Annotated in this window: 15 protein-coding genes; 9 read left to right on the plus strand and 6 right to left on the minus strand. The window is 65.5% G+C overall.

Annotated elements, in window-relative coordinates; all coding sequences use genetic code 11:
- Position 1 precedes the first annotated feature (1 nt).
- The 6 genes from E8E91_RS01850 to rlmF all read left to right on the plus strand — a co-directional run bounded on the left by E8E91_RS01850 (position 2) and on the right by rlmF (position 7,323).
- Positions 2 to 490 (plus strand): DNA polymerase III subunit chi, encoded by a 489-nt coding sequence (locus E8E91_RS01850; RefSeq protein ID WP_280374365.1) that lies wholly within the window; start codon positions 2 to 4, stop codon positions 488 to 490.
- 120 nt (positions 491 to 610) lie between these two features.
- Positions 611 to 3,460, plus strand: coding sequence for a valine--tRNA ligase (locus tag E8E91_RS01855; protein WP_280374366.1), 2,850 nt, complete (start codon positions 611 to 613; stop codon positions 3,458 to 3,460).
- A gap of 54 nt (positions 3,461 to 3,514) precedes the next feature.
- On the plus strand, positions 3,515 to 3,811 hold the full coding sequence (locus E8E91_RS01860) for a winged helix-turn-helix domain-containing protein (protein ID WP_280367262.1): 297 nt from the start codon (positions 3,515 to 3,517) through the stop codon (positions 3,809 to 3,811).
- Between the two features lie 41 nt (positions 3,812 to 3,852).
- Positions 3,853 to 5,682 (plus strand): SLC13 family permease, encoded by a 1,830-nt coding sequence (locus E8E91_RS01865; RefSeq protein ID WP_280374367.1) that lies wholly within the window; start codon positions 3,853 to 3,855, stop codon positions 5,680 to 5,682.
- 34 nt (positions 5,683 to 5,716) lie between these two features.
- Positions 5,717 to 6,277 (plus strand): VTT domain-containing protein, encoded by a 561-nt coding sequence (locus E8E91_RS01870; RefSeq protein ID WP_280374368.1) that lies wholly within the window; start codon positions 5,717 to 5,719, stop codon positions 6,275 to 6,277.
- Positions 6,278 to 6,333: 56 nt separating this feature from the next.
- Positions 6,334 to 7,323, plus strand: coding sequence for a 23S rRNA (adenine(1618)-N(6))-methyltransferase RlmF (rlmF, locus tag E8E91_RS01875; RefSeq protein ID WP_280374369.1), 990 nt, complete (start codon positions 6,334 to 6,336; stop codon positions 7,321 to 7,323).
- 108 nt (positions 7,324 to 7,431) lie between these two features.
- Here the strand turns inward: rlmF and E8E91_RS01880 are convergent, their stop codons facing one another.
- Together E8E91_RS01880 and sbcD are read right to left on the minus strand one after the other, a co-directional pair.
- Entirely contained in the window at positions 7,432 to 10,860 is a 3,429-nt protein-coding gene (locus E8E91_RS01880) for an AAA family ATPase (protein WP_280374370.1), read from the minus strand.
- Entirely contained in the window at positions 10,857 to 12,077 is a 1,221-nt protein-coding gene (sbcD, locus tag E8E91_RS01885) for an exonuclease subunit SbcD (protein WP_280374371.1), read from the minus strand. The genes E8E91_RS01880 and sbcD overlap by 4 nt, the downstream gene beginning before the upstream one ends.
- A 111-nt stretch (positions 12,078 to 12,188) precedes the next feature.
- Here sbcD and E8E91_RS01890 point away from each other — a divergent pair, with 111 nt between their 5' ends.
- Both E8E91_RS01890 and yejK read left to right on the plus strand, forming a co-directional pair.
- The gene (locus E8E91_RS01890; RefSeq protein ID WP_280374372.1) at positions 12,189 to 13,523 is read left to right on the plus strand and encodes a TAXI family TRAP transporter solute-binding subunit; all 1,335 of its coding nucleotides are present in this window, start codon (positions 12,189 to 12,191) and stop codon (positions 13,521 to 13,523) included.
- 63 nt (positions 13,524 to 13,586) lie between these two features.
- Positions 13,587 to 14,594 carry a nucleoid-associated protein YejK gene (yejK, locus tag E8E91_RS01895; protein WP_190827244.1) on the plus strand — a complete coding sequence of 336 codons (1,008 nt, stop codon included), beginning with the start codon at positions 13,587 to 13,589 and terminating at the stop codon, positions 14,592 to 14,594.
- A gap of 220 nt (positions 14,595 to 14,814) precedes the next feature.
- Here yejK and E8E91_RS01900 read toward each other — a convergent pair whose 3' ends face one another.
- From E8E91_RS01900 to E8E91_RS01910, 3 genes are read right to left on the minus strand one after another with little or no spacing between them, the layout of a single operon-like run.
- A complete protein-coding gene (locus E8E91_RS01900; protein ID WP_280374373.1) occupies positions 14,815 to 15,750 on the minus strand; it encodes a glutathione S-transferase family protein in 936 nt (311 codons plus the stop codon).
- Between the two features lie 36 nt (positions 15,751 to 15,786).
- Entirely contained in the window at positions 15,787 to 16,104 is a 318-nt protein-coding gene (locus E8E91_RS01905; RefSeq protein WP_280374374.1) for a GIY-YIG nuclease family protein, read from the minus strand.
- A 48-nt stretch (positions 16,105 to 16,152) separates the two neighbouring features.
- On the minus strand, positions 16,153 to 16,638 hold the full coding sequence (locus E8E91_RS01910) for a nuclear transport factor 2 family protein (protein WP_280374375.1): 486 nt from the start codon (positions 16,636 to 16,638) through the stop codon (positions 16,153 to 16,155).
- A 117-nt stretch (positions 16,639 to 16,755) separates the two neighbouring features.
- Between E8E91_RS01910 and E8E91_RS01915 the strand changes: the two genes are divergently transcribed.
- The gene (locus E8E91_RS01915) at positions 16,756 to 17,706 is read left to right on the plus strand and encodes a helix-turn-helix domain-containing protein (protein WP_280374376.1); all 951 of its coding nucleotides are present in this window, start codon (positions 16,756 to 16,758) and stop codon (positions 17,704 to 17,706) included.
- Positions 17,707 to 17,833: 127 nt separating this feature from the next.
- Here E8E91_RS01915 and E8E91_RS01920 read toward each other — a convergent pair whose 3' ends face one another.
- A complete protein-coding gene (locus E8E91_RS01920; RefSeq protein ID WP_280367240.1) occupies positions 17,834 to 18,463 on the minus strand; it encodes a transcriptional regulator in 630 nt (209 codons plus the stop codon).
- Positions 18,464 to 18,530 lie beyond the last annotated feature (67 nt).

Genomic DNA, 18,530 nt, shown 5'->3' on the forward strand with positions numbered 1-18,530 from the left:
CATGGATACCCCCAAGCTTCCCCCCAAGCCGGCACACTTGCTGGACGACCTCGAATCCATTCGAGCCTTGCTCGGCGACGAGCCCAATGGTGCCGAGCCTCCCCTGCTCACCGAGACCCTGGATGCCGACGGCATTCCACTCCTGTCCGAGATAGTCGAGCCCGCGCCCGTGCCTCCGGCCGTCATGGTGCCGCCAGCCCAGCCGATGCCCCTGTTCCAGGCGGCCCCGATCGCTCCGGCCACTGCCCCGGCTCAGCCAGTCGAGGCGGCGCCGGTGCCTGCGCCCACCCAGCCCATTGCGGATGCCATCCGCCAACGCATGACGCCGGCCGGCAACCCGGAACTGGCGCGCCTGGACAGCGAACTTCGCGCCGCCGCGCAGGTGATCCTGCAGGATGTGATCGACGATTTCGTGCCGCAGATCGAAGCCGAACTCAAACGCCGCCTCGAAGCCCGCCTGACCCGCCTGCTGCCGCCACGCCGGCAGTGATCCGGCGCGCCCGGTAACCACCGGGCGGCAACGGCAACGCGCGCCAATTCTTTCGAGGGGCCGTTGCCGTTATACTCTCCCGTTTTCCCGTTCAGACGCCTCTAGGGTCCCCGCCGAACCATGGACAAGACCTACCAGCCCCACGCCATCGAAACTTCCTGGTACCAGACCTGGGAGAAGAACAACTACTTCGCCCCGCAAGGTTCCGGCGAGCCCTACACCATCATGATCCCGCCGCCGAACGTGACCGGCAGCCTGCACATGGGGCATGGCTTCAACAACGCCATCATGGATGCCCTGATCCGCTTCCGCCGCATGCAGGGTCGCAACACCCTGTGGCAGCCGGGCACCGACCACGCCGGCATCGCCACCCAGATGGTGGTGGAGCGCCAGCTGTCCGCCCAGGGCGTCAGCCGCCATGACCTCGGCCGCGAGAAATTCCTCGAGAAAGTCTGGGAATGGAAGGAACAGTCCGGCGGCACCATCACCCGCCAGATCCGCCGCCTCGGCTCCTCCGTGGACTGGACGCGCGAACGCTTCACCATGGACGACGGCCTGTCCGACGCGGTCAAGGAAGCCTTCGTACGCCTGCATGAAGACGGCCTGATCTACCGCGGCAAGCGCCTGGTCAACTGGGACACCAAGTTCCACACCGCCATCTCCGACCTCGAAGTGGAAAACCACGACGAGAAAGGCAGCCTGTGGAACCTGCGCTACCCGCTGGCCGACGGCCACAAGACAGCCGACGGCAAGGATTACCTGATCGTCGCCACCACCCGCCCGGAAACCATGCTGGGCGACAGCGCCGTTGCCGTGCACCCGGAAGACGAGCGCTACAAGAACCTGATCGGCACCTTCGTCGAGCTGCCCCTGGTGGGCCGCCGCATTCCGATCATCGCGGACGAGTACTGCGACCCCGAGTTCGGCACCGGCTGCGTGAAGATCACCCCGGCCCACGACTTCAACGACTATGAAGTCGGCAAGCGCCACGACCTGCCGCTGATCAACATCTTCGACAAGAACGCTGCCGTGCTCGCCACCGCCCAGGTGTTCAACCTCGACGGAAGCGTCAACGACCAGCTCGACGGCAGCCTGCCCGCGCAATACGCCGGCCTGGACCGCTTCGAAGCGCGCAAACAGATCGTCGCCGCCTTCGAACAACTCGGCCTGCTCGAGAAGATCGAAGACCACGCGCTGAAAGTGCCCAAGGGCGACCGCTCCGGCACCGTCATCGAGCCATGGCTGACCGATCAGTGGTACGTCTCCACCAAGCCGCTGGCGGAACCTGCCATCGCCGCCGTGGAAGACGGCCGCATCCAGTTCGTGCCCAAACAGTACGAGAACATGTACTTCTCCTGGATGCGTGACATCCAGGACTGGTGCATCAGCCGCCAGCTCTGGTGGGGCCATCGCATTCCGGCCTGGTACGACGAAGCCGGCAATGTCTACGTCGGTCGCGACGAAGCCGAAGTGCGCGCCAAGCACAAGCTGGGCGACATCGCCCTGCGCCAGGACGAAGACGTGCTGGACACCTGGTTCAGCTCGGGCCTGTGGACCTTCTCCACCCTGGGCTGGCCGGAACAGACCGAGTTCCTCAAGACCTTCCACCCCACCGATGTGCTGGTCACCGGCTTCGACATCATTTTCTTCTGGGTCGCCCGCATGATCATGCTGACCATGCACCTGGTGAAGAACGAGGACGGCACCCCGCAGGTTCCGTTCAAGACCGTCTACGTCCACGGCCTGGTGCGCGACTCCCAGGGCCACAAGATGTCCAAGTCCAAGGGCAACGTCCTGGACCCGCTGGACATCGTCGACGGCATCGACCTGGACACCCTGCTGGAAAAACGCACCAGCGGCATGATGCAGCCCAAGCTCGCCGAGAAGATCGCCAAGCAGACCAAGGCCGAGTTCCCCGAAGGCATCAACAGCTACGGCACCGACGCCTTGCGCTTCACCTTCCTCTCGCTGGCGTCCACCGGCCGTGACGTGAAGTTCGACATGGGCCGCGTCGAGGGCTACCGCAACTTCTGCAACAAGCTGTGGAACGCCGCCAACTTCGTCATCGAGAACACCGATGGCCAGGACACCGGCGTCAATGACGAACCGGTCGAACTGTCCTCGGTCGACCGCTGGATCATCTCCGCCCTGCAACGCACCGAAGCCGAAGTCACCCGTCATCTGGACGGCTTCCGCTTCGACCTGGCCGCCCAGACCCTCTACGAGTTCGTCTGGGACCAGTACTGCGCCTGGTACCTGGAACTGGTCAAGCCGGTGCTGTGGGACGAGAACGCCCCCATCGAGCGCCAGCGCGGCACCCGCCGCACCCTTATCCGTGTACTGGAAGTGGCCCTGCGCCTGGCACACCCGTTCATGCCCTTCATCACCGAAGAGATCTGGCAGCGCATCAAGGGCCAGGCCGGCAAGAGCGGCGACACCCTGATGCTCGAGCCCTGGCCGGTTGCGGTGGAAGAGCGCATCGACGCTGCCGCCGAAGGCGACATCGAGTGGGTCAAGGCGCTGATGCTCGGCGTGCGGCAGATTCGTGGCGAGATGAACATCTCCATGGCCAAGCGCATCGACATCATCCTCGCCAACGCCAACGACGAAGACCGTCGCCGGCTGGCCGACAACGAACCGCTGCTGAAGAAGCTGGCCAAGCTGGAGACCATTCGCGTCCTGGCCGCTGGTGAAGAAGCACCGATGTCCGCCACCGCCCTGGTTGGCGACATGCAGGTGCTGGTGCCCATGGCCGGCCTGATCGACAAGGACGCGGAACTGGCCCGCCTGGACAAGGAAATCCAGCGTCTGGACGGCGAAGTGAAACGTGTTGGCGGCAAACTTGGCAACGAAGGTTTCGTTGCCAAGGCACCGGCCGAGGTGATCGACAAGGAGCGCGCCAAGCTGGCCGAAGCCGAACAGGCCCTGGCCAACCTGACCGAACAGCGCGCGAGAATCGCCAGCCTGTAACCCCCAACGAGGCCCGCAATTGCGGGCCTCGTTCTATCTGCTGAAGGACAGTCCATGGAAACCAGCAAGACCAAGACCAGCTTCTACCGTCGCCTCTACGTCGCCTGGCTGATCGACAGCGGCACCGCTGTCAGCGTGCCGGCCATCATGGACGCCACCGGCATGCCCCGGCGCACCGCACAGGACACTCTGCTGGCCCTGGGCGAGCTGGATATCGATTGCCATTTCGAGCAGCAGTCCGGCGAGCGCAATAACGCCGGGCACTACGTGATCCGCGACTGGGGTGCCATCGACAAGCACTGGATCGCCGCTAACCTGCAACAGATCAAGGCCGTTCTGAACTACCCCTGACAGACTGCCGCTCCCCGCCAAGGAACCTCCGGGAGTACTGCTTGAACCACGAATTGCTCTTGGTGCTGGCCCTGCTGTTCGCCGCCATCACCCTGTTCGTAATCAACAAGCCACGCATGGACGTGGTCGCCCTGCTGGTCATCGTCGCCCTGCCGCTGACCGGCATTCTCGATATCAGTCATACCCTGGCCGGCTTCAGTGACCCCAGCGTGGTACTGATCGCCGCCCTCTTCGTCATCGGTGACGGCCTGGTCCGTACCGGCATCGCCTATCGCCTCGGCGACTGGCTGGTGGCCCGCGCCGGCAGCAGTGAAACGCGCCTGCTGGTGCTGTTGATGCTGGCCGCCGCTGGCCTCGGCTCGGTGATGAGTTCCACCGGCGTGGTCGCCATCTTCATTCCCGTCGCCCTCGGCGTCGCCGCACGGCTGAAGATCGCCCCGGCGCGGCTGATGATGCCGCTCGCCTTTGCCGGCCTGATCAGCGGCATGCTCACCCTCGTCGCCACCGCCCCCAACCTGGTGGTGCACAGCGAACTGCGCCGCGCCGGCCTGGACGGCTTCGGCTTCTTCAGCCTGACCCCGGTGGGGCTGGCGGTATTGGCGCTGGGTGTCTTCTACATGTTGCTCACTCGGCACTGGTTGACCCCCAGGGGCAGCGACCAGGCCGACGCCGTACCACGCCTGACCCTCACCGACCTGGCCACGGCCTACTCGCTCAACGAACGGGAACGGCGCCTCAAGGTGCGCGCCGACTCGCCTCTGGCGCGCCAGGCCCTCAACGAACTGGAACTGCGCAAGCAGTACGGCATCAACGTAATTGCCGTCGAGCGCCAGCGTCGTTTTCGCACCCTCCTGCTGATGGCTACCGGCGACACCCTGCTGGAACCCGGCGACGTACTCCTGGTAGACCTCGCCAGCCCCACCATCGGCCTGCTCGGCGCCTACCAGGAACTGGGCCTGGAACCCCTGCCGCTGCCCTCCTCCTACTACAGCCTGCATGCCCACTCGCTGGGGTTGGCCGAAGTGGCGTTGCCGCCGGAGTCGAAGCTGCCGGGCAAGACCATCCAGGAGCTGGGTTTCCGCTCCCGCCACAAACTCAATGTGGTAGGCCTGCGCCGACATGGAGAGGCGCTGGACGGCGTGCTGGTTGACGAAAAACTGAAGGCCTCCGACATGCTGCTGGTGGCCGGCGAATGGAAGGCCATCCACCAGTTGCAGGGGCAAAGTCGCGACTTCCTGGTGCTGAGCCTGCCCGCCGAAGTGGATGAAGTGGCCCCCACCGCACGCAAGGCGCCCTACGCGCTGCTCAGTCTGGCAGTGATGATCTTCCTGATGGTCAGCGGCCTGGTCCCCAACGTGATGGCCGCGCTGATCGGCTGCCTGCTCATGGGCGCCTTCCGCTGCATCGACCTGGACAGCGCCTACCGCGCCATTCACTGGCCAACCCTGATCCTGATCGTTGGCATGCTGCCCTTCGCCCAGGCCCTGCAACAGACCGGCGGCATCGACCTGGCGGTGAAGGGGCTGGTCGCCCTGCTCGGCAATGCCGGTCCCTACGCCATGCTCGCCTGCCTGTTCATCGTCACGGCGTTGATCGGCCTGTTCATTTCCAATACGGCCACCGCCGTGCTCATGGCCCCGGTGGCCATCGCCACCGCCCAGCAATTGGGAATGTCGCCCTACCCCTTCGCGATGATCGTCGCCCTGGCAGCCTCGGCGGCTTTCATGACGCCCATTTCATCCCCCGTGAACACCCTGGTGCTGGGCCCCGGCCAGTACCGCTTCGGTGACTTCGTGAAGGTGGGGGTGCCCTTCACCATCCTGGTGATGATCGTCAGCGTGTTCCTGGTGCCGCTGGTGTTCCCGCTCTGAGCTTCAATGAAAGGGACACCGCCGGAGCCCCCTCATGCACAAGTACCGCCGCCTGCTGCTGGTAGCCCTGTTTCTCGGCCTGCTGCTGGCGGCCTTCCAGTTCAGCGGGCTGCGCGAACACCTGAGCCTCCAATATCTCCGTGACATCCTGCTGGCCCACAAGGGCTGGGGCCTGGCGCTTTTCGCCCTACTGTTCGCCCTGGGCAACCTGATCCAGATCCCCGGCTGGATCTTCCTCGCCGCCGCCGTGCTGGCACTGGGGCGCTTCTGGGGCGGCCTGGCCACCTATCTGGCGGCGACCTTCTCCTGCTGCTCCACCTTCGTGCTGATACGGATGCTGGGTGGCAGTGCCCTGCGCGAGCTGGATAGCCGGCTGGCACAGCGCATCCTCGCCCACCTCGACGAGCGTCCGGTGGCAGTCATCACACTGTTGCGGGTGCTGTTCCAGACGGTGCCCGCGCTCAATTACGCCCTCAGCCTCAGCGGCGTGCGCTTTCGTCATTACCTGACCGGAACCCTGCTCGGGCTTCCACTGCCCATTGCCGTCTACTGCCTGTTCTTCGATTACCTGGGCCACGCGCTTCACCTCTCCTGACGCGAGGTCCTCGCCTGTGGGAAAATTCCGCGCTTCCTCCTGCCGACACTGCCACCATGCCGCAACCGCCCAAGCGCCCACGCCCCGCCACCGCCAAGCCACCCGCCGCCAAAGGCCAGTTGCACCCGCGCAACCGCCACCAGGGCCGCTATGACTTTCCCAAGCTGATCCAGGGCAGCCCGGAGCTGGCGCGCTTCGTCATCACCAACCCCTACGGCAAGGAAAGCATCGACTTCGCCGACCCGGAGGCGGTCAAGGTCTTCAACCGGGCGCTGCTGCGGCAGTTCTACGGCATCCGCCACTGGGACATCCCCGCCGGCTACCTCTGCCCGCCCATACCGGGTCGCGCTGACTATCTGCACGGTCTGGCCGACCTGCTGGCTGCGGATAACGGTGGGCAGGTTCCCCACGGCAAGGGCATCCAGGCGCTGGACATCGGCGTCGGCGCCAACTGCATCTACCCGCTGATCGGCCACAGTGAATACGGCTGGCACTTCACCGGTGCCGATATCGACGGCACGGCCCTGGGCTCGGCCCGCGCCATCGTCCAGTCCAACCAGCTGGACAGCGTCATCGACCTGCGCCAGCAGGCCCAGCCGAAAAACATCTTCAAGGGCCTGATCGCACCGGGCGAGCGCTTCGATCTGACGCTGTGCAACCCGCCCTTCCACAGCTCGCTGGACGAAGCCACCCGTGGCAGCCAGCGCAAGTGGAAGAACCTCGGCAAGCTCGACCCCAAGCGCAAGCTACCGGTGCTGAACTTCGGCGGCCAGGGCGCTGAACTCTGGTGCGAGGGTGGCGAAGCCGGCTTCCTGCAACGGATGGTCGATGAGAGCGTGCAGTTCAAGGAGCAGGTGCTGTGGTTCAGCAGCCTGGTGTCCAAAGGCGGCAACCTGCCCGGCATGGAAGCCCGCCTGCGGCGCAGCGACGCCGTGGAAATCCGCGTACTGGAAATGGCCCAGGGCCAGAAGCAGAGCCGCTTCGTCGCCTGGACCTTCCTCGATGCCGCACAGCGCGAAGCCTGGCGCAAGGAACGCTGGGCCTGATCGCCCTCACCCCAGCCCTCTCCCGCAAGCGGGAGAGGGGGCTGCCCGTGTCACCTGTGGGAGCGATTTCAATCGCGAATGAATTCGCTCCCACAGTGATCGCCCGATCTACGCCCGAACCGCGAAGCAGGCATCCAGCCGGCTGTAGCCCATGCCCACGCCCTTGTGCACTTTGAGCTGCACCGGGATGCGCTCTTTCAGGGCTTCCACGTGGCTGATCACGCCGATCATCTTGCCGCTGGCGTTCAGTGCATCCAGGGCGTCGAGTGCGACTTCCAGGGTTTCACCGTCGAGGGTGCCGAAGCCTTCATCGAGGAACAGCGAGTCGATGCTGGTCTTGTGACTGACCAGATCGGACAGCGCCAGTGCCAGCGCCAGGCTGACCAGGAAGCTCTCGCCACCGGACAGGGTCTTGCAGTCGCGGACGACGTCGGCCTGCCAGGTGTCCATTACTTCCAGTTCCAGCTCGCCGCCCTGGCGCCGCGCCAGTTGGTAGCGGCCGTGGAGGCGTTGCAATTGCAGGTTGGCGAGGTGCACCAGGTGATCCAGGGTCAGGCCCTGGGCGAACTTGCGGTACTTGGCTCCGTCGGCCGAGCCGACTAGGCCATTGAAGCGTTGCCAGAGGTCGTACTCGGTTTCCTGCCGGGCGATCTCGGCGAACAGTGCCTGCTGGCTCTGTCGACGCTGCTCGTCGCCGGAAAGTTGGGCACGGATTTCTCCCTGGCGCTGGCTCAACCCACGCATCCGTTCGGTCAGGGACTGCCATTCCGCCTCCAGCCGTTCGCGGTCCAGCTCGCTCTGGGGCGTTGCCTGCAGGCGCCCTACCAGGCCCCGGGCATCGGCCAGCAAGGCGTTGGCATCCCCCAGCTCGCGGTTCAGGCGCTGATGCAACACCAGCAGGGCGTCGCGCTCGGTATCGTCCAGCAATGCGGCCAGGAAGGCCGCCTCGTCGGCAAAGGGGCTGGATGCCAGGCCCTGGCGCCAGGCATCCAGTTGCAGGTGCAGCTGATGCCGGGCTTCCTGGACCCGCTGATCCTGGCTGCGCTCAGTGCCCTTGAGTTGGTTGAGCCGCTGTTGCGCCGCCTCCAGTTCGGTTTCCACAGCGGCAAGCGCCGCTTGGGGATCGTTCACCGGCGCCAGGGGCGCCTGCCCGGTGTGACCGGACGCCTGCCAGCGCCCCTGCCACAGGCGGGCCTGTTCGCGAGCTGTCTCCAGTGCGTGCTGCTGGTCACGCAGCTGGCCGTCCAGTTGCTGGCTGGCCGCCTGGTCCTGTTGCCATTGCAGCCATTCAGCCTCGCGCTCGGCCAGCCAGGCATCTCCGGCCTCCGGCAGGCTGTAGCCCAGGGGCGCGAGACCGGCGGCCAACTGATCGCGAGCCTCGCGCTGCTGGGCGCCCAGCTGTTCCAGACGCTGGAGGGTGGCCTGCTCCTGCTGGCGCAGGCCCTGTTGATCCTTTTCCAGCAACGCAAGCTGGCTGGTGCAGTCATGCAGTGCCTTGTCGCGCTGCAGGCGCAGATCACGGGCCGAGGCCAAGGTGGATTTGGACGCATCCAGTTGAGACAGGCGGTCCTGCAGCGCCTGCAGCCGTTCGCTATGGCCCAGCAGCTCGGCCTGCAAGGTGGCCAGATCGGGTAATTGCAGCTCCAGCGCCTGGCACAACTCGCGCCAGCGCTCCACGAACTCGCGCTGTTCCGTCTCGCCACCTTGCAGCGCCTCGTTGAGCTGCGTGACCTGTGCGTCCAGCGTGGCCAGACGGCTGCTCAGGGTTTCGCCCTGCTGGCGAACTTCGTCCTGGGCAGCTTTGCAATCCAGCAGCCCCTGCTGGGTGGCCGACAGGTTGAGCGCCTGGTATTCGGCGATGGCCGGGTGTTCGTGGGAGCCGCACAGCGGACAGGCTTCGCCGGGCTGCAGGGCCGAGCGATAGGCCTCCAGCTGCTGGATTCGCTGCTCCTGTTCAAGGAGCTTTTCCTTGTCGGCAATCTGCTGCTTGAGCTCGGCGAAGCGACGCCGCAAGCCTTCGCGCTGTTCACTCAAGGCCTTCTGCTCATCCTGCAAGGGCAGCAACTGCTCACGGGCTCGCGACTGGCGCTCGGCCAGTTGCCGTCGCTGCTGGGAGAGCTGCTCCAGGCGCTCAAGCTGACGGCCACGCTCCAGCAATTGCTGCCACTGGCTGCGCAGGGCGGCATCGTCCTGCCCGCCGAGCAGGGCATCGAGTCGGCCCTGTGCTTCAGTCTCCGCGTGTTGGGCCTGTCCCTGTTCAGTCCGGGCGCTTTCCAAGGTGGTACGGGCCAGATCGAGGCGAGCCGACAGTTCACTGGCCTGGCGCGTCAGGCCGACCTGGACACCTCGCTGTTCGGCCAGCTCAGCCTCGCGTCGGGCCAAGGCTCCGAATTCGGCCTTCCAAGCCCCCAGGTGCTCGCCCAGCCGTACCCGCTGGGGTTGTTCAGCCAGACGCTTCTCCAGGGCTTCTCGCTCGATCTGGAGGCTTCCAAGGGCAGTTTGCCGGGTCTGCACCCACTGACCGCCCAGCTGCGCACCCTGCCAGAGCTGGTCGAGGATGCGCTCAGCCAGGCCCTGCAGGTCGTGGCGGGTGACCCGCAGCTCGCTTTCATCCTGATTCAACTGCTGCTGGGCCCGCTGCCAGTCGCGGTGCAGCGGCAACAGTTTGCTGGCCGGCTCGCTGGCGGCGAGGCGGGCCAGCTGCGGCTGCGCCTGTTCCAGCGCGGCGCGGGCAGCGACGCCCTGCTGCTCGGCGGTCTGCTGGCGGGCCAGCGCCTTGTCCAGCTCGTCGCGCCACTGGCGCTGGCGCTGCAGGTCAGCCTGGCGAACCTGCAACTGCTGCTCTTCGCCCGCGAGGGTTTCGGACTCCTGCTGCAGCGCCGCACGAGCCTCCTCGTTGAGCAGTTCAACGCCTTCGGCACGGGCGCGCAGTTGATCCAGCCCGGCCTTCACTTCACGGGTCCGCTCGAACACGCGCTGGGAAATGCGCCCGTAGATTTCAGTGCCGGTCAGCTCTTCCAGCAATTCCGCGCGCTGATTGGCGCTGGCTTCGAGGAAGGCGGCAAAACCGCCCTGGGCCAGCAGCATCGATTTGGTGAAGCGCTCGAAATCAAGACCGGTCAGGCTTTCAGTCAGCTTGAGCTTGTCGTTGATCTTGTCGGTGAGAATTTCCCCATCCTGCACCCGCGCCAGCTCCACCCTGGGCGGCTGCAGGCCGCCATCTGCCTTGTCGCGGGCGCGGCGCTGGCTCCAGAAGGCGCGATAGGCCACGCCCTTTACCTCGAACTCCACTTCGGCCAGGCAATCGGCGGTGTGGCGGGTCATCAGCTCGTTGATGCTGGCCGAGACCGTGCCCATGCGCGGTGTACGGTGGTAAAGCGCCAGGCAGATGGCATCCAGCAGGGTGGTCTTGCCGGCACCGGTGGGGCCGGTGATGGCGAACAGGCCGTTGCCGGCGAAGGGTTCGCCGGTGAAATCGATCTTCCACTCTCCCTTCAGCGAGTTGAGGTTCTTCAGGCGCAGGCTGAGAATTTTCATGCCTGTTCCTCCCGCAGCCCGGCCAGCACTTCACGGTGCAGCCCCAGCAGGTTGCCGCGCAGGGCGTCGTCCAGCTCCTCGCTCTCCAGCCGCTTGTCGAAGACTTCCTCCGGGTTCAGCTCATCGAGGGTCTCCCGTCCCTCGCGCACGAGGCCCGGCTGGGCATTGCCGCGCTCACGGCGGATGCGCAGCACTTCCACCGGCAGGTCTTCGCAAAGGGACGCCAGGCGCGCCTGCAAGTCGTTGAGGTAATCGTCGGCACTGACCATCACTTCCAGCCACACCGGGCGCTCCGGCGTCCCCTCGCGGGAGACCTCGGCCAGTTGCGCGGGCAGATCCGCCAGGGCGCCGCGCAGGGAATGCAGGGCCTGGAAACGCGGCACCGGTAGCGCTTCCACCTTGTGCAGGCCGATGCTGTCCAGCTCCACCAGCAGCACCTCCTTCTGCTGCCGCGCTTCGTCGAACGACAGCGGAATGGGCGAGCCGCTGTAGCGGATGTGTTCCAGGCCACCAACCTTCTGCGGCCTGTGGATATGTCCGAGGGCGATGTAGTCCGCCGCCGGGAAGGCGCTGGTGGGGAAAGCCTCCAGGGCACCGACGTAGATCTCCCGCACCGACTCGCTGGCGCTGGCGCCCACGGTGGTCAGATGGCCGGTGGCGACGATGGGCAGGCCGCCGCCCAGCTCGACGCGGCGCTGCTCGGCCAGGGCGAAGAGCTGCTGGTAGTGATCCTGGATGGCCTGCTGCAGGGACAGCTGCTTGTCCGCCGCACTCTGCCCGGCCTGGCTTTGCAGCACATCGCGCGGACGGATGAAGGGAATGGCGCAGAGGATTGCACCCGGTTCGCCAGAGCGGCGTTTCAGCACCAGCACCTGCTCGTCCAGCTCGGTGCCCACGGCCGGCACCACGCGGGTATCCAGTTGCGCCAGCAGGGTACGGCTTTCGCCGAGCATGGCCACCGAATCATGGTTGCCGCCGAGCACCACCAGGCTGGCGCCGGCGTCGCGCAGTTCGACGATGAACTGGTTGTACTGCTCGCGGGCGTAGCTGGGCGGCGCGCCGGTATCGAAGATGTCTCCGGCGATCAGCACCGCGTCCACCTGGCGTTCGCGCACCTGTTCGATCAGCCAGCGGCAGAAGGCCTGGTGCTCGGCCTGGCGGGTCTTGCCCATGAAGTGCTGGCCCAGGTGCCAGTCGGAGGTGTGGAGGATGCGCATCGTGGATCACTGTGGCGGAACGGAAATGCCGGCAACCCTGTCATTTCCTTGGCAGCCTGGCAACCGCCGAGCCGCTATCCTTCCCAGCATTCGCTGCAGACAAGGACCGACATGCAACGCATCTTCCGTGACCTCAAGATCATGATCCTGGCCAACCTCTGGTTGATCCCGGTGATGGCGGCGCTGGTGGGCGCCCTCTTCTACTTCGTCGCCCCGCCGCCGCCCATGCACGTGCGGCTGGCCACCGGCGGTCCTTCGGGCGGTTACAACGCCTTTGGCGAAAAGCTCAAGGAAGAGCTGGCCAAGCAAGGGTTCGAGTTGGAACTGGTGCGCAGCAGCGGCTCGCTGGACAACCTGGCCAAGCTACAGAGCGGCGAGGTGGAGATGGCCCTGGTGCAGAGCGGCCAGGAGCTGACCCTGAGCGCGCAGGAGCGCGAGCACCTGCACGGTCTTGGCGTGATGTACCAGGAGCCGCTCTGGCTGTTCAAACGCAAGGAGCTGGAAATCGACAGCATGGCCGACCTGCTGCAAATGCGCGTCGCCATCGGCGCCGCGAACAGCGGCACACGCTCGGTCAGCGACGCAGTGCTCGCCGCCAACCAGATCAGTACTGAGCGCTACCCGCAGCAGTGGCAGGCCATCAGCGGCAGCCCGGCGGCCAACGCCCTGCTGACTGGCGAACTGGACGCCGGCTTCTTCCTCGGCCCGGCGGAAAGCACCGTAGTGCAGCGCCTGGCGGCCAGCCCCGAGCTGGACCTGGTGAGCCTGCGCCGCAGCGCTGCCTACCGTGCGCGCCTGCCCTACCTGACCAAGCTGGAGGTGGGCGAAGGTGTGCTGAACCTTGCCAGCAACAGTCCCTCACGAGATATGCGCACCCTGGCGCCGGTGGCCACCCTGGTGGTGAACGACGAATTCCATCCTTCGCTTACCCCGCTGATCCTCGAAGCGGCGCGCGAGGTGATGAAGAACGGCACCCTGCTCGACCCGCCTGGCGCCTACCCCAGCCCCAAACCGCAGACGCTCTCCCCCCTGAGCGAAGCCAATTACTACTACGACAAGGGCCTGCCGATCCTGCAGCGCTACCTGCCCTTCCGCATCGCCTCCCTGGCCGACCGCTACATCATCCTGCTGATCCCGCTGATCGTGATCATGATCCCGCTGTCCAAGGCCATCGGCCCCATCTACCGCTGGCGCATCCGCGCGCGCATCTACCGCTGGTACAAGTACCTGCGCGAGATCGACCGCAAGCTGGACGCCAGCACGCCGCCGGAACAGCTCGCCGCCCAGATCGACGAACTGGAGACACTGGAGCGACGCCTGGCCAAGGTGGAAGTGCCGCTGTCCTACTCCAACGAGTTGTACGACCTGCATGTGCACCTGCGCTATGTGATCGAACGGCTGCAAGCTGTGCAGAGACGGCAGGCAGCGGAAGAACAGGTCGGGTAAACTGGCGAACTTTTTCCACCCGGCGTGTCCTCGCGCCGGATGTGCCCCTGAGAGCGAAGATCCATGCCCATCCGCCACTGCATCGTTCACTTCATCGACAAGAAGCCCGACGGCAGCGCCGCCGTGCTGCATGCCCGGGACAGCGCATTGGCCGAGTCCCAGGCCATGGAAAACCTCCTGGCCGACCTCAATGAGAGCTACAACGCCAAGCAGGGCAAGGCCTGGGGATTCTTCCACGATGAATCCGGCGCCTATCCCTTCAGCGGTTGGCTGAAGGAGTACCAGGACGGCGCCCGCGACTTCACCGCCTTCAGCCGCCAGGCTGTGGAGCACCTGCAGAAGCTGATGGAGGAATCCAACCTCTCCACCGGCGGCCACGTGCTCTTCGCCCACTACCAGCAAGGCATGACCGACTACCTGGCCATCGCCCTGCTCCACCACAGCGAAGGCGTGGCGGTGACCGACTCCCTGGAAGTGACGCCGGCCAAGCACCTGGACCTGGGCCAGCTGCACCTGGCGGCCCGCATCAACATGTCCGAGTGGCAGAACAACCAGCAGTCGAAGCAGTACATCTCGTTCATCAAGGGCAAGAACGGCAAGAAGGTGTCGGACTACTTCCGCGACTTCATCGGCTGCCAGGAAGGCGTCGACCCGCCGAGCGAAACCCGCACCCTGCTCAAGGCCTTCAGCGACTTCGTGGAAAGCGAGGACCTGGCCGAGGAGCAGGCCCGCGAGAAGACCAAGACCCTGGTGGACTACGCCACCACCCAGGCCAAGATGGGCGAGCCGATCACCCTCGACGAGCTGTCCGGCCTGATCGACGAAGACCGCCCGCGCGCCTTCTACGAGCACATCCGCAACAAGGACTACGGCCTGTCCCCGGAGATTCCGCCGGACAAGCGCACCCTCAGCCAGTTCCAGCGCTTCACCGGCCGCGCCGAAGGCCTGTCGATCAGCTTCGAAGCGCACCTGCTGGGCTCGAAGATCGAGTACGACGAGGGCCGCGACATGCTGATCATCCGCCAGCTGCCGACGCAGCTGAAGGATCAGCTGAAGCGGCGCAAGGATTGATAACGACGAAGCCCGGCATATGCCGGGCTTCGTTTTTGGGTGCTCACAAACCGGGACTACGTCATCCGTAGGGTGGGCTTCAGCCCACCTGGGCGGAAGCCTTGTAGGGGCGAATTCATTCGCCAAGGGCAGCGCAGCTGCCCCCTGGGGATTCGAAGGGCAGACCTGCGGCCTGCTTGGCGAATGAATTCGCCCCTACAGAAGAGCGGTTTTCCCCGGCTCAGCGAGCCTCGATACGGAATCCCAGCCGCGGTACGTGCACATGCACCAGGCCTGCGCGTTCATCTTCGCGACGCAGGATGATTTCCTCGCGGCCGGCGAACAGCAGCTCACCCTCCACCGGATCGACCCCATAGTCGGTAGCTGCCACCAGCACGTTCTGGCCGCGGGTGAAGCCATTGGGGTCGACGAAATCTTCGTTGGGCAATGCAGCCGGAGTGGCGCTGCGGGCGATTTCAATCGCTTCTGCGGCAGACAACGGACTGCATGCCCCCTCGCCGAACCCCAGCACGCGGCCGTACCAGGCCGCCACTTCCGGGTAGTCATCCACCAGCGGCGCGGTCACCGGCGTGGCTTTGAGGAACCACAGGCAGTGGGCCAGGGAGAAATCGGCCACCGAGGGTTCACCGAAAAGGAAGTCGCCTTCGCTGCGTTCCAGTTGTTGCTGCAGCCGTCCCATCAGCACCGGCCAGTTGCTGCGGGCCTGATCCGCCGGTAGGCGAGTGGAGCTGCCACCGGAGAACAGCTTGGCGCGGTCGGCGAGGAAGGCCTGCTGCACGGCCGGCGGCAACTGGCCCATGCGCACGGCGATGGATTCGGGCTGGAACACCAGGGTCACGGCGTGCTGGAAGATCACCGAGTCCACCCACAGCGCGAAGCTGGCGACGTTGAACTCCTGGCCTTCCGGGAACAGCGCAGGGCCAGCCTTCTCCTGTTCCAGGCGTCGGGCGATCAGTGCGGTATCGCAGTAGATGTCGGCCCCCACCTGCAGTACCGGGGTCTTGCGATAGCCGCCGGTCAGCGCCATCAGATCGGGCTTGGGCATGATCCGTGGGATTTCTACCGAGCGCCACGACAGCTGCTTGTAACCGAGCATCAGCCGCGCCTTCTTGGCGAAGGGCGAGGGCTCGTAGTGATGCAGGATGAGTTCGGACATTGCAGGGCTCCGCTGCGATTGTGATAAGGCCGGAGCTTATCCGGCCGCTTCTTCGAGGCCTATCGTTTCGGCGCGCGTCCAGCCCTCTATCAGCGACTCTTTGACCGCCTTCTTCATGCGCTTGATAGCGATTTCGCGGCGCAAGGCCTCGCTCTTGTCGGCACAGGCTTCGACGAACACCAGAGCCTGGGCCGGGCTGGAATGGAAGAATCGCGCGCCCTTGCCGCTCTGGTGCTGGGCAAAACGCCGCTGCGGGTCGTCGCTGATGCCGCAGTAGAGGGCACCGTTCTCGGCACGCACCAGGTACACGTACCAGGGCTTGGCGGCAGGGGCGGATTCGGTTTGCTCGGGCATTGCGGGGTCCTGATTGAAGGCCGCCGCATTAGGCATTGCCTCACCTCGTCAAGACAAGTCCTTCAACGCCCCGGCACGGTACGCCGCCAGGCCGCGCGCGGCCTGCTTGCGAATGGCGTTCTGCACGGCCGGCAACCACCCCAGCAGCAGGCCCTTGGCACCCAGGGCCTGGCGAGCCCAGCGCCAGAGGTCGAAGCTGTCGTGGTGCTCGATGATCTGGCCATTGGAGAAGAGGAAGCGCGCCTGGATGCGGTTCTCCACCATGCGCCCGGTCTGGCTGAACAGGTAGGTGGCGACCCAGTTGGCGCGGCCGCTGAGGTCGTCGGCTTCGACGCTATCGAAGGTCAGGCTGAACTGCTGGGCGCGGCTGGCGAGCATGCGCCACATGTCGGCGGCTTCCTGGCCATTGAGGTCGGTGAACACCGGGTCGCTGAAGTGCACGTCCGCGCTGTAGCAAGCGGCCATGGTTTCGGCGTCCAGGCGCTGGAAAGCCTGATAGAAGTGGGTGATGAGCTCAGCGTTGGGGTGAGCCATGGGCAACTCCGGCAGGGACTGTATGGCTAGCAGTATTGACCCGAATGGTTCAGGTGGCGATTGGCGACATCGCCAACTTTGTGTCAATAATCGCCAACCCGGTTGCCGAGCCCGCGCATGATCCGCATCGCCCTTTTCGTCTGCCCACAGACCGTCTGCTCCAGCCTGGCCACGGCCGATGATGCATTCCGCCTGGCCAACCAACTGGCTGGCGAGCCACTGTTCCAGGTCCAGCGCTTCAGTTGCGACGGTCGGCCTGTGGATATCGGCATGGCCGAGGTGCGTGTGGATGGCGACCTGGCACTGGCGGAAACGGCCGACCTTGTCGTGCTGACCGCCACCGGGCCTGCGGTGGACAAGACCCTGGCCGCCAATCAGTCGCTGCTGCCCTGGCTCGCCGCACGACCGGATTCGCAGCAACTCGCCAGCCTGTGCAGCAGCGCTTTCCTGCTGGCCGCCTCAGGCCGGCTCGATGGCCGCCGCGCCACTACCCACTGGGCGCTGGCGCCGGCCTTCCGCAAACGTTATCCACAGGTGCGGCTGGAGCCGGACGCCCTGCTGACCGAAGACGGCAACCTCTTCTGCTCTGGCGGCGCCCAGGCGGGACTGGATCTGTGCCTGTACCTGATCGGCTGGCACGGCGGCGACTGGCTCGCCCAACGGGTGGCCGGCGCCATGGTGTTCGAGATGCAGCGCGGGCGCCAATCGCGCTTCGCCCCTTTGCTGCCCAGTCTTGGCAGCGATGATCCACAGATCGGTCCCTTGCTGCTCTGGCTGCAACGAAACCTGGCCGAGCCACTGGATCTGGAAGCCCTGGCGGCCCAGGCGCACTGTTCGAGCCGAACCCTGTTGCGACGCTTCAAGCTGGCGACCGGCCTGACCCCGAACGCCTACCTGCAACGCCTGCGCATCAGCGCCGCGCAAACCGCCCTGCGCAATCCGGCACGCTCCCTGGAACAGGTAGCGGCCCAGGTGGGCTATGCCGACCGGGCGACCTTCGCCAAGTTGTTCAAGCTGTTGTGCGGGGAGACGCCGGGGGCGTTCAGGCGCAGGCTGCGTGCGCCCTAGGCGGGCGCATCACCTCATACAGGGCGCGGCCTGCTTTCTGTAGGAGCGAATTCATTCGCGAAGGACCGCGCAGCGGTCCGTGGGTCCGTATCGCGAATGAATTCGCTCCCACAAAGGAACAAACCGCTCAGACCGACTCTTCCTTCAATTCCTTGAGGTGTTTGTAGACCGTGGCGCGGCCCATGTTGAGGACGTTGGCCACGTAGTTGGCCGCGCTCTTGCCTTTAAAGGCGCCTTCAGCGTGCAGTGCCAGGACCAGTTCGCGCTTGTGCTCGCGGGTCAGCAGGTTGAGCCCGAGCTGGCGCTGGCGCAGCCAGTTGTGCAGGAAGGTGTTGATGCGCTCCTGCCAGTCGTCGCGGAACAGGGCATCGGGCTGGGGAATGAGCTTGCTGGAGGAAAGGAACAGGTCAAGGGCCGCCTTGGCCGCCTCGAACATGGAAATGTTCAGGTTGATGCAGAGCACGGCAACAGGCGCGCCATGGGCGTCGCGCAGCACGGTGCTCACAGAACGGATCTTCTGGCCGTCCCAGTTGAGCTTCTCGTAGGGGCCGATATTCCGCTCGCCGTCTTCGCCGAGCATGTCTTCCAGGGCGGCATCGTCACCGACACAACGCTTGGAGATGTTGTTGGCGATGTAGTCGATCTTCTGCGTGCGCAGGTCGTGCAGCACCACCTCGGCATGCGGGAAGAACAGCGTGGCGATGGCGTCGGCGACGGCCCGGTAGTTGTCCAGGGCGAGGTCTTGGCGGGGGATCATGGAGCAGCTCCTGGAGCGGGAAGATCGGCGCCGGGCGCGGGGCCCGGCGCAGCGAGTGTGGCGCAAA

It is taken from the genome of Pseudomonas sp. BN515, from assembly GCF_029873155.1.
Classification (GTDB): Bacteria; Pseudomonadota; Gammaproteobacteria; order Pseudomonadales; family Pseudomonadaceae; genus Metapseudomonas.